Source organism: Anoxybacillus andreesenii (assembly GCF_030813005.1).
GTDB classification, from domain to species: Bacteria; Bacillota; Bacilli; order Bacillales; family Cytobacillaceae; genus Robertmurraya; species Robertmurraya andreesenii.
Genome location: NZ_JAUSTU010000013.1, coordinates 107030 through 120475, shown reverse-complemented (window position 1 = coordinate 120475; position 13446 = coordinate 107030). Strand labels below are relative to the sequence as shown.

Below are 13446 nucleotides of genomic sequence, written 5' to 3'. Positions count from 1 at the left end.
TGCATCAAACATCGTTTTCTTCGATTATTTGTTGTTTAAAAGCAACAATGTTTGAGAAAAGAGCCTTTTTATAAAACTTTTGCCCCATTTATTCGTATTAATGGTGTGGAGGAGAGACAATGAATCTATTATCAGTTGACATCAAAAAAGCAGGATATGAAAAAGAAAAGGCGATTATCAGGGATATTCAATTCTCATTGAGTAAAGGAGAGTTAATCGGGCTAATTGGTCCGAATGGTGCCGGGAAAAGTACGACGATTAAGACGATCCTTGGATTAATGGAATTTAAAGAAGGAGAAATTCGCTTCGAGCATCCCGAAAAATATGCATATATACCCGAACGACCGATATTTTACGATGAATTGACCTTAAGGGAGCATTTGGATTTTGTTGCTGCTGTGGAGGAATTGGACCAGGATAGGTATAAACGGGAGGTTGAGGAGCTTCTTAGGTTATATAAGCTGAAGGAAGTTGAGCATCAGCTGCCTTCTACGTTCTCAAAAGGGATGCAGCAAAAAGCGATGATTATTTTAGCACTTGTAACGAGACCAGCTGTCTATATCATTGATGAGCCATTTATCGGTCTTGACCCGAGTGCGGTAAAGCTTCTTCTCACCTCAATTGAGGAGGAACGGAAACGTGGGGTAGGGATCATGATGTCCACTCATGTCCTTGATACAGCAGAGAAGGTGTGTGACCGGTTCCTCCTTGTCAATGAAGGGATTCTTGCAGCGTCAGGAACTTTGGAGGAAATCCAGCAGCAATGCGGGCTAGTGGGTGGCTCTCTGTTTGACTGCTTTCACCAAATAGCAGAGGGACAAGCCCATGAGTAGTTTTCATCTATTTTGGCGACGAATGCTCAGAGATTGGCATTATCAATTTAAGGTTTTTCGTTCTATTGCGGATTGGACCATTTGGTTATATTTGATTATTCCAGCAATAGCGATCTTTTTCTTCATGTATCGCTCCTGGTGGGTGGAGGCGGTTCCTGGATGGATTGAATGGGTGCCCTTGAGCATGTTCTTTGTTTTGGGCTCGTTATTTGCCTGGAGTGGTGCCTATCGAATGTATACGGATGAGGCGGATAAGGTCTTCCTAATGAAAAATAGCCGTTTGTTCCTTGGCATGAAAAAGTGGGGATTTTGGTATTCGGTCCTATATCAGGCCTTGCTAAGTATACTGGCTGTTGGGCTTTTACTTCCATTCATGATTCAGCATTATAAGCTTTCATGGTTACATGCTCTAAGCTTATTCCTATATTTACTAGGCACGAAATATTTCCTTATGTATGTGAACCTTCAGCTGAAAAAAATCGAGTTCAAGACCATCCGAATCCTTGTGACGATCGTCTTGTTTGTGCTCGTTTGCATAGGGACGTACCATATATCTGGTTTTTGGACAGAAGGGAATATTGTTTTTATTATATTTAGTCTTCTAATAGGGATGCTTGGAATTACACTCTACCACCCATTGTTAAAAAAGAACTCGCTGTTTGAACTAGAATTAGCAAGTGAAAGGGAAGAGAAGCTGAAGCTGGTCAATGCGATTTATCAAGTTTCGTATGATATTGAAAAACCAAAGGTATTTTCAAGGAAAAAGCCGTGGCTGTTTCGGAATTCCTATCAACTCTTTAATAAAAGGACGTCAAGAAATGGCTTTATAGAGTTGTATCTGAAGGTATTTATCCGTAACAGCTCCTATATTTTGACCTATTTTCAAATCAGCTCTGTGACCTCTGTGGCTCTCATTGTTGTACCACCTTATTGGATCAAAGCCATTATTTTCGGCGGGTTTTTATTCATGATGTGGATTTGGTTAGAAGGATCATGGGAGAGAATCGTGCTTTCACACCCTCTCACAAAAAAATACCATGATCATGATTCCTATTTCTCCGCAAAAAGAAGAATGCTCACAGTATTATATGTTTTATCTATTATTTTCATTGGAGCGATTGTTGGTGTAGGATTATGGATATACCGAGTATTTGCGATACTTACATAGGAGGAGATCGATGTTGAGTCAAATTGATTGGATGAAGGAAGTGCTTGCTCGAAAGGAAGCACTGATTAAGGATACACAGAATTTATTGAGGATTAAAAGTGTATTAGATGAGGAGCATAGTGCGCCTGAGGCCCCACTGGGAGAAGGGGTGAAGGAAGCGCTACAATTTATGCTTGATTTAGGAGAGAAGGATGGGTTTACCGCGAAAAATGTAGGGAACCTCGCGGGTCATTTGGAGTTTGGCCAAGGTGAAGAGCTACTCGGTATTCTTTGCCATGTTGATGTCGTGCCTGAGGGGGATGGCTGGACAAGCGATCCATATGGAGCAGAAATTCGTGATGGGAAAATTTTTGCACGTGGGGCCATTGATGACAAGGGACCGACGATGGCAGCTTACTATGCGATGAAAATTGTGAAGGAGCTTGGGTACCCTTTGAATCGTCGGGTTCGAATGATTATTGGAACAGATGAGGAAAGTAATTGGCGCTGTGTCGATCACTATTTCGAGAATGAAGAAATGCCGACGTTCGGATTTGCTCCTGATGCTGATTTTCCAATTATATATGCGGAAAAAGGAATCGCCGATTTTGATATGGTACAAAAGCCTAGCACTGCAAACAGCGAGAGTGGGATTGAGGTTGTGTCATTTGAGTCAGGACGAAGATACAATATGGTCCCCGACTTTGCTACGGCTACACTTGTTGCTTCCGGGGACATGTCCCCCTTCGTTAAAAGCTTTAAGGCTTTTCTTGCTGAAAAGGGTCTTAAAGGAAAGCATGACATGAATGAAGGAAAGCTTGTTCTTGAGGTGGAAGGAATTTCCGCCCATGGGATGGAGCCGGATAATGGGAAAAATGCCGGCATTTTCTTAGCATGTTTCTTGGCTGATGCAGGCATCGATGGGAATGCTGCGCGTTATTTTGGCTTTGTGAAGAAATACTTGTATCAGGATTCCCGTGGACGTGCCTTAGGAATTGCTTATTCTGATGAGATTACCGGAGATTTGACATTGAATGCAGGGAAGCTTTCATACAGCAAGGAATCAGGTGGAGCACTTGGTTTCACGATGCGTTACCCCGTTACAACAGATATAGAAAAAACGAAAGAAACGCTAAAAGCAACAATTGCAAAAGAAGGCTTTGTCATTGAAGGCTTCTCCAATTCGAAGCCACATCATGTCGACGAGAAAGACTTCCTCGTGCAGACTCTAAAAAAGGTATATGAGGAACAAACAGGTGACAAAGCAGAATTGCTATCCATTGGTGGAGGCACCTATGCACGTTCATTGAAGTCGGGTGTTGCTTTCGGACCTCTTTTTCCTGGAAGAGAGGATGTTGCCCATCAGAAGGATGAATATATGATGATCGATGACCTGCTAAAGGCAACAGCCATCTATGCACAAGCGATTTATGAGCTGGTGAAATAACTAAACAAAAAGGAATCGTTCCCGTGAACGATTCCTTTTGTGCACTATTCAAATTGAAATAAGTCACTAGATAAATAACGTTCTCCTGTATCCGCGGTCATACAAACGACCACTTCACCAGGCTTAAGGGTTTTGGCCACCTGAATGGCGGCATAGCAAGCTGCACCAGATGAGGGACCAACTAGGATGCCTTCCTCTTTGGCAAGGCGTCGGGTGATATCGTAGGCATCCTCATCTTCAATTTTGTGGATATGATCATAGACGTTCGTATTCAAAGTATCTGGAATAAAACCTGGACTCGTGCCGACCAGCTTATGCTTCCCAGGCTTTCCTCCAGATAAGACAGGTGATCCTGCCGGCTCCACGACATGAACTTGAAGTCCGTCATAATGCTTCTTCAGTACCTCACCCGTACCCGTTATTGTTCCGCCCGTACCAGCCGTTGCCACAAATGCCTTTAAGGGTTTGCCAATTTCCTTCATCGCCTCGATGATTTCTAATGCCGTCGAATGACGATGGGCGTCAGGATTGGCTTCATTTTCAAATTGCATTGGGATAAAGCTGTTCGGGATTTCTGCTGCCAGCTCCTCGGCTTTCCTGATGGAGCCAGGCATTTTTTCGTCCCCAGGTGTGAGGACAACCTCCGCCCCATAAGCCTTCAATATATTAATTCTCTCCTTTGTCATCGTATCTGGCATGACTAGAATGGCTCGATATCCTCTTGCCGCAGCATTCATTGCGATTCCGATTCCAGTGTTGCCGCTCGTCGGTTCAATAATCGTAGAGCCTTTGACGAGAAGTCCCTTTTTCTCGGCATCGATCATCATATTATAGGCAGCACGGTCTTTGACACTTCTGCTCGGGTTAAAATACTCTAGCTTTAAATATACGGAAGCTCCGTTCTCTGGAGCAAGACGATTTAATTTTACTAATGGTGTGTCTCCTATTAAATCGGAGATATTGTCAACAACCTTCATCCTTGTTTCCTCCCATAGAAACGAATTATACGATTATTTTTGTCCTGATTAAGAAAATCTAACAGCGAAGCTACGTATGATCATAACGAATTCAGTTTATTCCGAGCAACTAATACGGTTTTTTTCCTTCGAATCCGTTTATTTGTTAGAATTATGTAAAGGTTTTGCGGAAAGGACGATATAATGGAAAGGAATACACATTATTTTTATGCGCTTAAATTGCCTGTTGAAATAAAGCTTCATTTACAAAAAATATGTACTTCCCTTAAGGATGAACTTCCATTTAAAAGCTGGGTCCATCATGAGGATTATCATGTCACCCTTGCCTTTCTAGGAAATGCTGATCCAAAGAGGCTGTTAGATTCCATTCAATACGTTAGGAAGGCAGTTACTGCACAGCCTTCATTTTCCTTAATGATTGATCATCTCGGGGTTTTTGGAAAAAGCGACTCTCCAAGAATTTTTTGGGCAGGGACGGAAAAAAGTCAGGATCTGCATCATCTGCGTGGACAAGTATTCCAAGCTTGTCAAAAGTCCGGATTCATTCTTGAAACAAGGCCATTTCACCCTCATATTACGTTAGCGCGGAGATGGTCAGGAACAAATTCTTTCAAGCCTGACTTCTTAGAAAAAATTGAAATACTAGATTTTCACGCATGTGAAGTCGTTCTATACGAAACACATTTGGAAAAGGTTCCAAAATACGAAGTAAAGGAAACTTTCCTCCTAAGCAAGTAAACAAGGTAGGTTAAAGGAATGGGACAACTAATAAAACTACAGGATTATGTTTCTCGATATGAGCAGGATATTTTTTCATACCCAACACGCTTTGTTCGCTTAAAAAAACAGCAATGGGAAAAAACTCAACAATCCTGGGAGCAAGCAACCAGTTCGGAGGCAACTCTTGAGGAGCCAAGCTTGCCTGATTGGTATGAAGAAGAAAAAGAACCATTTTTCAATAAGATTAAGGGGTTTTTAAGAAGAGGGAAGCAGGAAAATGATCCGGTAGAGGAGGAATTGCCCGACGAACATGAACCTTCCTCTCTTTCATTTTCACCCTCTATTACTTATTATCCAAACTCCCTTGAAGAGTTGAAGCACCATTTTTTAGATCAACTTTTTAGTTTTCAAATGAAATGGGCGAGCACCACCTTAACCGAAAAGTCATTTGTAAACAATAGCTTTTATTTTGACAACCGACTTAAATATTTTCTACAACGGTTTCCCGACACGTATCTCGTGCTGTACAATCCGATTTTTCTTCTCAAAAAAGCACCGGTGGAGGTAGAGCCAATTCTTATCACTCCAACAGATGTTTGGTGCATATCTTTTTTGGAAAAGGAAGATATGGCTGTCTTTGTTGGTTCGAATGAGCGCTTCTGGCTTAAGCGTAACCAACAGCAGGAAGAAAAAGTCTTGAACCCATTGTTAGCCTTAAATCGAACGGAAAAGATTGTAAAGAGAATTCTTAAGATGTATGAGATCGATCTGCCGATTCGAAAGATTGTACTAACTCGAAATGGATATTTAGATTACCCATCAGCTCCGTATGATACGACATTTATTGAACGAAGAAACTATGACAAATGGTTTCAACAAATGAGAGGCAATCGCTCTCCTTTAAAGCTAGTCCAGCTTAAAGCAGCCCAAGCTCTGCTTCAGTATTGTCAAACCACAAGTATAAGGAGGCTTGAGTGGGAGAGTGAGATCGAACAAGAGTGAGGAAGAAGGGATGAAACAACTTTATTTTATTATTAACCCTCAAGCGAAGAGTGGGTCCTCTATGAAGATTTGGGATGAAATTAGGAAGGAGCTTGAACTCCGGAGTATTCAATTCAAATCCTTGTTTACAGAGCATCGGGGACATGCAACCATGTTAGCTCAATCGATAGGTCGCAAACAAGGTGGAGAGGAAGCAATCATAATCGTTGTTGGTGGGGATGGTACTTTCCATGAGGTATTAAATGGGGTAGCAGGTAACAGCCATGTCCGCTTAGGCTTTGTCCCTGCGGGTTCCGGAAATGATTTCCGAAGAGGCTTCAGGATTCCCAAAAATCCTATCTCAGCTTTTCGTTATGCCATAGAACGGATCATGGAACCCCCTGCACTCGTAGATACAGGAAAAATGGTCGATTGCCATGAAAAAGAGACCCACTTTGTCAATAGTATAGGTGCTGGCTTTGATGCACTTATTTCGAAAGAGGCCAATGAGTCCCGACTTAAGAAGCGATTAAATAAGATTTCCCTTGGGAATTTGGTTTACGCCTATCTTGTCTTGAAGAGAGTTTCTTCATTTAGGCGAACGAAAGTAACGGTGGTAGTGGATGGAGTACCCCACCATTTTGAGGATACTTTGTTTGTGTGCGTTTCGAACCAGCCCTATTATGGTGGCGGGATGAGAATTTCACCTAAAGCCTCTGTGATCGATGGGATGTTAAATATTACCGTCGTTCATCAGCTGTCAGGAATAAAATTTTTATTCTTCTTCATCACTGTTTTTTGGGGAGGACATTTGAGGTTCAAAGAGGTGAAAAATCTGATTGGAACAGAGATTTCCATTGAAACGGAAGAGCCATTTCCTGTGCATGCTGACGGAGAATATGTTGGAGAAACCCCGATTACTATTCATACAAACTCCAAAGCTCTGCCTCTATTAATTAAGGAAATAGAATCATAGGGTACTTGACGAGAATTGGTATAAAGAGATAAAATTTATAAAGATTGTCCATTTTTAAGGAAATGGTCTTATCTCAGTTTACTGTTTTAATGAGGTTTCTTCGTTTAGAAGCTTACACTGGATAGCTATTGTTGAATTTCTGCTTCAGTAGCTGTCTTTTTTATTCTTGGCTATTTTCATCATAATGGTTTTTTTTTAAAACCATTATAGATAAAAATGGACCCTATTCTTACTCGATGTTGCAGTAATTGAAGGTGAACAATTTTGGAACACTTATTTGGACATGAATGGGAAATTGTCCCTGCTGGAGGGGCAACCGGAGAAGCATTTTTTGCACAACATGAAGAACAAAGGTTATTCTTAAAGCGAAATTCCTCTCCATTTCTTGCCGTTTTATCAGCAGAAGGAATTGTTCCAAAACTTATTTGGACAAAAAGACTAGAAAGTGGAGATGTAATCACTGCACAGCAATGGCTCGAAGGAAGAGAGCTCAAACCACCCGAAATGAATCATGAGCGGGTAGCTAAGCTTCTTCAGAAAATTCATTGTTCAAAGCCGCTACTCGGGATGTTAAGAAGAATGGGGAAAACCCCGGTCCATCCAGATAGCCTTCTCCGTTCCTTATTAGAGATGTTGGATTATGAGCTTTTAGCCAATCCAAAGATTAATCAGGCTTTGGATTTCTTACAGAGAGAGCTTTCGAACATCCCTACTGACGCCCACGTGGTTTGCCATTGCGACGTCAATCATAACAACTGGCTTTTAACAGAAAAGGATGAATTGTTTTTGATCGACTGGGACGGTGCTATGATAGGTGACCCAGCCATTGATTTAGGTATGATGCTTTATTGGTATATCCCTGAAGAAAACTGGGAGGATTGGATTCATCTTTATGGTGTAGAGCTCGATAACCATTTGCGCTTGAGAATGAAATGGTATTTTGTTGCTCAAACCTTATATTCTGTCCAATGGCATAAGAACAGAGATAGATTTGATGAAATGAACAAAACCCTCGATCATTTAGGGAAAATTTAAGAAAACTGATCCATATCACTGACCCACTGGGATAATTTCTCTTGATGGGTTTCAATATGATTGTCTAAATTACTTGAATTAATCCCATTTTGGCTATAAAGGTATATTTGCTCTAATACTTCATTATTCATACTTGAATCAGCCATCAGCGACTTCACTAATCGTTGTAATTGCTGAAGCTCTGAAACGGATCCACAACAGTCTTCTTGATGATTGGTTAATATATCCTTTAAGATTTCAACCTGATGCTGTTGATTCAATGGCATCATCTACACCCTTTCGCTTCTGTAATAAGGAATTCACATCTAGCATGTGAGTTCCTTTTCTTGTTTATGCATTCTCATACGGATAATGCTTGCTTGTAGTCCTTTGAAATGTTATCGTTTTGTAGGAATAAAGATTACAGAGGTGTCCAGATGCGTGTAAGAAATAAGCCATGGGCAAGGGAAATGCTGGATTCGCATCCAGAATACGTTATCCCTTCTCCAGAAGAAAATAAAGGAAAATGGAATTCCGTTTTTGAAAAAGATCAGCCTCTTCATATCGAGGTAGGAACTGGAAAAGGCCGGTTCATTACAGAAATGGCAAAGGCCAATCCACATATCAATTATATTGGAATTGAGTTATTTGATAGTGTCATTGTTTCAGCCTTAGAACGTTTAACAGAAGCGAAATTGCCTAATCTCAAGCTGTTAAACGTGAATGCGGAAAAGCTGACTGATATTTTTGCCAAGGGTGAGGTGAACCGCGTTTATTTGAATTTTTCAGATCCTTGGCCAAAGACTCGTCATGCCAAACGCCGGTTAACCTACAAGACCTTCTTAAAGCTATATGAGGATATTCTAGTTGAGAAGGGAGAACTCCATTTCAAAACCGATAATCAAGGCTTGTTTGAGTTCTCCTTACTTAGCTTTTCCGAATATGGTCTTTTGTTAAAATATATTAGCCTTGATTTGCATAACAGTGATTTTGAGGGAAATATCATGACGGAATATGAAGAAAAGTTCTCGCAACAAGGAAGCCGAATTTATCGTTGTGAGGTTCAATATCCCTGATTAAAAGCTTATCCAAATGGATAGGCTTTTCATTTACGGAAAATTTCATCCAAAAATGATAAAATCAAACAAAGGGAGGGACTCTCATGGAGACATTACAAATTGGTGGGTATACTCTTACATGGCTAAGGGGTGGCGTGACCCATTTAGACGGGGGTGCGATGTTTGGCGTCGTACCTAAGCCATTATGGTCGAGGAAATATCCACATAATGACAACAATCAAATTGAATTAAGAACAGATCCTATTTTAATCCAAGGTGGAGACAAAACTTTCTTGATCGAATCGGGAATTGGGGTTGGAAAGCTTACTGAAAAGCAAAAAAGAAACTTTGGTGTATTGGAAGAATCAGATATTGAGCAATCCTTACATGAGCTAGGGCTCACTACAAGAGATGTCGACTATGTTATCATGACGCATATGCATTATGACCATGCAAATGGCTTAACAAAGGAGGAGAATGGTCAATATGTATCCGTCTTTCCTAACAGCAAAATTATTACATCCAAAATCGAATGGGATGAAATGAGAGAGCCAAATATACGCTCTAGAAATACATACTGGAAGGAAAATTGGGAGCCGATTCAACATCAGGTCGAAACATTTGAAAAGGAATGGTCGCTCGGACCAATCAAAATGGTTCATACAGGCGGTCACAGTGCTGGTCATTCTGTTGTCATCCTTGAGGACGGGGGAGAAATGGCTCTACATATGGCAGATATTATGCCAACGCATGCTCATCAAAATGTCCTTTGGGTCATGGCTTATGACGATTATCCAATGGATTCGATTGCAGCCAAGCAAAAATGGTTGAAATTTGGTTTAGAGAATCAGGCTTGGTTCACCTTCTACCATGATGCTATGTATCGGGCAGTCAAATGGGATGAGGCCAATAACATCGATCAGTCGGTTAAAAGAGAGAGATAGAAAAAATCCCCAAGTTGGGGATTTTTTCATTGTATTCTTGCGGTATGAATCACACTGCCATTCATGGCATCCGCCACAAATTCATATTGCTCAATTTTCTCATCAATGGCTCTTGAAATGCCACCCTTATACACTGTGTAGGTGAAATGATCCTTTTCGTATGGTTCCGTATTCATATGGATCCACGAGCCGCTAATCGGTCCAGCCTGCTTAAATAACTCCTTTGCATTTGACAATGCTTTTTCCGGTGAAACCATCGTTTTGGAATCGAGAATTTCCTTCGTCACAAATCCACTTACGATTCCAACACTAAGCCCTAGAAAAAAAGATTTCCAGTTCAATGAAAAGCCTCCAATCCGGTCAGAATGAATTTCTTACTTCCCTTATATTAACACAGTTGAAATCTGAAAGTGGTAAGAGTAAAGAAACTTCTGTAAAATAAAGCATATACATAAGTTTACTTGAAGGAGACATAAAGGATGAACGAGAAAACAAGACAGCTATTCAAAACTTTAACTGAGCTACCTGGTGCACCAGGGAACGAGCATTTGGTGAGAAATTTCATGCGTGAAGAGCTTTCTAAATATGCAGATGAGGTAGTGCAGGACAAGCTTGGCAGCATCTTTGGTGTGAGAAAAGGGGATGGCCCTATCGTCATGGCTGCTGGCCATATGGATGAAGTCGGCTTTATGGTAACCGCCATTACGGATAATGGAATGCTTAGATTCCAAACCCTTGGTGGCTGGTGGAATCAGGTTCTTTTAGCACAGCGTGTACAAATTATTACAGAGAACGGCCCAATTGTTGGGGTAATTGGTTCCATTCCTCCTCATTTATTAGACGAGGAAAAAAGAAAGAAGCCGATGGAAGTCGAGAACATGCTTATCGATATCGGTGCGGATGACCGTGAGGATGCGATCAAAATTGGCATTAAGCCTGGTCAGCAAATTGTACCGATTTGTCCGTTTACACCAATGGCAAACGAGAAGAAAATTCTCGCAAAGGCTTGGGATAATCGCTATGGCTGCGGTCTTTCAATTGAACTATTGGAAGCGTTAAAGGATGAGAAGCTTCCAAATACCCTTTACTCTGGTGCAACCGTTCAAGAAGAGGTTGGACTACGAGGTGCACAAACAGCAGCGACAATGATTAAACCAGATATTTTCTTTGCGATGGATGCAAGTCCAGCCAATGACATGACCGGAGACAAAAAGGAATTTGGCCATTTAGGGAAGGGAACCCTTTTAAGAATTCTCGATCGCTCAATGGTTACACATCGTGGCATGAGAGAATTTGTCTTGGATACAGCTGAAACCCATCACATTCCTTACCAATATTTTGTTTCACCAGGTGGAACCGATGCGGGGCGAGTTCATTTAACAAATGAAGGGGTTCCAAGTGCGGTGATCGGCATTTGTTCTCGCTACATTCATACCCATGCATCAATCGTGCATGTCGATGATTACGCAGCGGCGAAGGAATTATTAATCAAGCTCGTAAAGGCTTGTGACAAAACAACAGTTGAAACGATTCGTCAAAACTCATAAATTCATTTTCTACCGGATGAAAGAAGGTATATTCACCATGAAAATCGTAATAGGGACAAAGAATCCGGCAAAAATTAAAGCAGTTCAATCTGTTTTTGTCGACGATCAACCGGAATATATGACTATAAATGTTGCTTCAGGCGTGAGTGGACAGCCTTTTTCAGATGAAGAAACGATGACGGGCGCACTGAACCGGGCACTTGCCGCATTAGAGCAAGGGGAAGGGGATATCGGAATCGGTCTAGAAGGTGGCGTTCATCAGCATGAACATGGCCTCTTTCTTTGTAACTGGGGAGCATTAGCTGTTAAAGGGGAGCAACCGCTCCTAGCAGGTGGGGCAAGAATTCCATTACCAACGGAAATTGCGGAAAGGCTTAAAGCTGGTGAGGAATTAGGACCTGTGATGGATGACTATGCTAAAAAGGAAAATGTACGTAAACAGGAAGGAGCGATCGGGATTTTCTCCAATGGGGAGGTCGATCGTGCTGAAATGTTTACCCATGTCATGAAGCTTTTAAAAGGTCAGTATGAATACAAATATAAGAAATAGCTTTCATAAAGGAAGGACCTGACTTAATATCCAGTCAGGTCCTTCCTTTATTATTTATTCATCTATGCACAAGATAAAATGCAACCTACAGCATAGCTTGCTAGACATACTATACAGCCTGCACAGGTAATTCTTGTAGGATCCCAAAGACAAGCTCCACATGCTCCTTCGCATGCTATTCTAACTGGCCCTGGGAGTTTATTCCATGTATTTTTGAGACACTTACCAACACAGTCCCAGTATCCCAATGGATTTCCAGACTTAAAAGCATAGTCATCTGCCATTTTCACATAATAATCATCGTCATAACTAGCAGTTACGATCATTTCGCCCGATTCTAAATCGATCTCCATTGTAAATAAATGTGCTCCATTAGGTAAAGAATATGCAATTGAAAAATGCTCTACTTCATTTTCATTTTCTCTCATAAAGTCTGCTATCATCCCAGCACCAAATGTATCTTCAGTACTGTTATATGCAATATTCAAAATAGATTTCTCTAAATTACTATCTTCAGAGAGTTTATAAGGAACGGTGATTGATTGCTTTCCATTCTCATAGTTAACTAAAATTGATTCTTCCCAAAGAAGATCAAGGTAACTATCTTTATTACTATCTGGATGTTCTTCCATAAAATAATCTGTACGAACATGCTCTTTTGCTCGCTCTATCAATGAATTGTCTACTTGGTTGATACCTAATATTTTCTCTTGATTACCTGGTAAATCCCCGCCACAACCGCAATCTTGTGTCGAATCGATTTTTGTAGAATTTGCATTTGTTGCAAAAACTATACTGTTTCCTGCCTGACTTAGAAGGAGTAAGAATGAAAACGCTAGTAATACGGCTTTTTTCAAGTTCATTTAATTCCCTCCTAATAGTTTTTACTACAATTGTAATATTATCATAATTCGGAATTTTTGTAAAAAATTTTTGGAAAATTTCGTAATTATATGTATAATATGGTATAAAAGGAGGTGAAAAAATGAAGATTATTAAAAAGTATAGGCTGATTTTTATCTTTCTCTTGATCATATTAGCTTACATTCTAAAAGTATCTTCACTTCTACATTTTTCTATAATGATAGGTGCAGTTTTTTTCTGGCTCTATGTTTCAAAACATTTTTTTAAAGAAAATAATTTTAAAGAATTCTCTTTTAAACAGAAAGTATTATTCTATTCTATTATGATCTGCCTTTCTATAGCTGTAATAACTAGTGTACTATTGGTAGTTTAGATGTAAGTACTACTA

At 40.5% G+C, this 13446-nt stretch carries 15 protein-coding genes; 11 read left to right on the top strand and 4 right to left on the bottom strand.

The genetic code is table 11. From position 1 onward, the window contains the following. The first annotated feature begins 119 nt into the window (after positions 1–119). The 3 genes from J2S07_RS14320 to pepV are packed head-to-tail and all read left to right on the top strand — an operon-like array spanning position 120 to position 3427. A complete protein-coding gene (locus tag J2S07_RS14320) occupies positions 120–833 on the top strand; it encodes an ABC transporter ATP-binding protein (protein WP_307151098.1) in 714 nt (237 codons plus the stop codon). Further along, positions 826–2001, top strand: coding sequence for an ABC transporter permease (locus tag J2S07_RS14315; RefSeq protein WP_307151097.1), 1176 nt, complete (start codon positions 826–828; stop codon positions 1999–2001). Before J2S07_RS14320 ends, J2S07_RS14315 begins: the two co-directional genes overlap by 8 nt. A gap of 13 nt (positions 2002–2014) precedes the next feature. Then, complete coding sequence (gene pepV / locus J2S07_RS14310) at positions 2015–3427, top strand: dipeptidase PepV (protein WP_307151121.1); 1413 nt, start codon at positions 2015–2017, stop codon at positions 3425–3427. A 44-nt stretch (positions 3428–3471) separates the two neighbouring features. Here the strand turns inward: pepV and cysK are convergent, their stop codons facing one another. After that, positions 3472–4404, bottom strand: a complete 933-nt coding sequence (gene cysK / locus J2S07_RS14305) for a cysteine synthase A (RefSeq protein WP_307151096.1) — start codon at positions 4402–4404, stop codon at positions 3472–3474. 183 nt (positions 4405–4587) lie between these two features. On the opposite strand from cysK, the gene thpR reads away from it, so the two are divergent. From thpR to J2S07_RS14285, 4 genes are all read left to right on the top strand, one after another. After that, positions 4588–5142 carry an RNA 2',3'-cyclic phosphodiesterase gene (thpR, locus tag J2S07_RS14300; RefSeq protein WP_307151095.1) on the top strand — a complete coding sequence of 185 codons (555 nt, stop codon included), beginning with the start codon at positions 4588–4590 and terminating at the stop codon, positions 5140–5142. A gap of 18 nt (positions 5143–5160) precedes the next feature. Continuing rightward, positions 5161–6126: a nuclease-related domain-containing protein gene (locus J2S07_RS14295; protein ID WP_307151094.1), complete on the top strand. Its 966-nt coding sequence runs from the start codon at positions 5161–5163 to the stop codon at positions 6124–6126. Continuing rightward, the gene (locus J2S07_RS14290) at positions 6107–7081 is read left to right on the top strand and encodes a diacylglycerol/lipid kinase family protein (RefSeq protein WP_307151093.1); all 975 of its coding nucleotides are present in this window, start codon (positions 6107–6109) and stop codon (positions 7079–7081) included. Before J2S07_RS14295 ends, J2S07_RS14290 begins: the two co-directional genes overlap by 20 nt. A 264-nt stretch (positions 7082–7345) precedes the next feature. Continuing rightward, positions 7346–8116, top strand: a complete 771-nt coding sequence (locus J2S07_RS14285) for a phosphotransferase family protein (protein ID WP_307151092.1) — start codon at positions 7346–7348, stop codon at positions 8114–8116. Here J2S07_RS14285 and J2S07_RS14280 read toward each other — a convergent pair. Then, entirely contained in the window at positions 8113–8382 is a 270-nt protein-coding gene (locus J2S07_RS14280; RefSeq protein WP_307151091.1) for a YtzH-like family protein, read from the bottom strand. The two genes, J2S07_RS14285 and J2S07_RS14280, sit on opposite strands and share 4 nt — an antisense overlap. Before the next feature lie 150 nt (positions 8383–8532). Between J2S07_RS14280 and trmB the strand changes: the two genes are divergently transcribed. After that, positions 8533–9171 carry a tRNA (guanosine(46)-N7)-methyltransferase TrmB gene (gene trmB, locus J2S07_RS14275; RefSeq protein ID WP_307151090.1) on the top strand — a complete coding sequence of 213 codons (639 nt, stop codon included), beginning with the start codon at positions 8533–8535 and terminating at the stop codon, positions 9169–9171. An 86-nt stretch (positions 9172–9257) separates the two neighbouring features. Continuing rightward, positions 9258–10097 carry a YtnP family quorum-quenching lactonase gene (locus tag J2S07_RS14270; RefSeq protein WP_307151089.1) on the top strand — a complete coding sequence of 280 codons (840 nt, stop codon included), beginning with the start codon at positions 9258–9260 and terminating at the stop codon, positions 10095–10097. 26 nt (positions 10098–10123) lie between these two features. Here the strand turns inward: J2S07_RS14270 and J2S07_RS14265 are convergent, their stop codons facing one another. Continuing rightward, on the bottom strand, positions 10124–10438 hold the full coding sequence (locus J2S07_RS14265; RefSeq protein ID WP_307151088.1) for a PepSY domain-containing protein: 315 nt from the start codon (positions 10436–10438) through the stop codon (positions 10124–10126). A 138-nt stretch (positions 10439–10576) separates the two neighbouring features. Between J2S07_RS14265 and J2S07_RS14260 the strand changes: the two genes are divergently transcribed. Both J2S07_RS14260 and J2S07_RS14255 read left to right on the top strand, forming a co-directional pair. Continuing rightward, on the top strand, positions 10577–11644 hold the full coding sequence (locus tag J2S07_RS14260; protein ID WP_307151087.1) for a M42 family metallopeptidase: 1068 nt from the start codon (positions 10577–10579) through the stop codon (positions 11642–11644). Positions 11645–11681: 37 nt separating this feature from the next. Then, positions 11682–12194, top strand: coding sequence for a DUF84 family protein (locus tag J2S07_RS14255; RefSeq protein ID WP_307151086.1), 513 nt, complete (start codon positions 11682–11684; stop codon positions 12192–12194). Between the two features lie 62 nt (positions 12195–12256). Here the strand turns inward: J2S07_RS14255 and J2S07_RS14250 are convergent, their stop codons facing one another. Further along, positions 12257–13057 carry a hypothetical protein gene (locus J2S07_RS14250; protein WP_307151085.1) on the bottom strand — a complete coding sequence of 267 codons (801 nt, stop codon included), beginning with the start codon at positions 13055–13057 and terminating at the stop codon, positions 12257–12259. Between the last annotated feature and the right edge of the window lie 389 nt (positions 13058–13446).

Bases quoted from the DNA above. Each gene is read 5' to 3' on its own strand.
- thpR (WP_307151095.1), top strand. From the start codon at position 4,588: ATGGAAAGGAATACACATTATTTTTATGCGCTTAAATTGCCTGTTGAA.
- J2S07_RS14250 (WP_307151085.1), bottom strand. From the start codon at position 13,057: ATGAACTTGAAAAAAGCCGTATTACTAGCGTTTTCATTCTTACTCCTT.
- J2S07_RS14295 (WP_307151094.1), top strand. From the start codon at position 5,161: ATGGGACAACTAATAAAACTACAGGATTATGTTTCTCGATATGAGCAG.
- trmB (WP_307151090.1), top strand. From the start codon at position 8,533: ATGCGTGTAAGAAATAAGCCATGGGCAAGGGAAATGCTGGATTCGCAT.
- J2S07_RS14280 (WP_307151091.1), bottom strand. From the start codon at position 8,382: ATGCCATTGAATCAACAGCATCAGGTTGAAATCTTAAAGGATATATTA.
- J2S07_RS14255 (WP_307151086.1), top strand. From the start codon at position 11,682: ATGAAAATCGTAATAGGGACAAAGAATCCGGCAAAAATTAAAGCAGTT.
- J2S07_RS14260 (WP_307151087.1), top strand. From the start codon at position 10,577: ATGAACGAGAAAACAAGACAGCTATTCAAAACTTTAACTGAGCTACCT.
- cysK (WP_307151096.1), bottom strand. From the start codon at position 4,404: ATGAAGGTTGTTGACAATATCTCCGATTTAATAGGAGACACACCATTA.
- J2S07_RS14315 (WP_307151097.1), top strand. From the start codon at position 826: ATGAGTAGTTTTCATCTATTTTGGCGACGAATGCTCAGAGATTGGCAT.
- J2S07_RS14320 (WP_307151098.1), top strand. From the start codon at position 120: ATGAATCTATTATCAGTTGACATCAAAAAAGCAGGATATGAAAAAGAA.
- J2S07_RS14270 (WP_307151089.1), top strand. From the start codon at position 9,258: ATGGAGACATTACAAATTGGTGGGTATACTCTTACATGGCTAAGGGGT.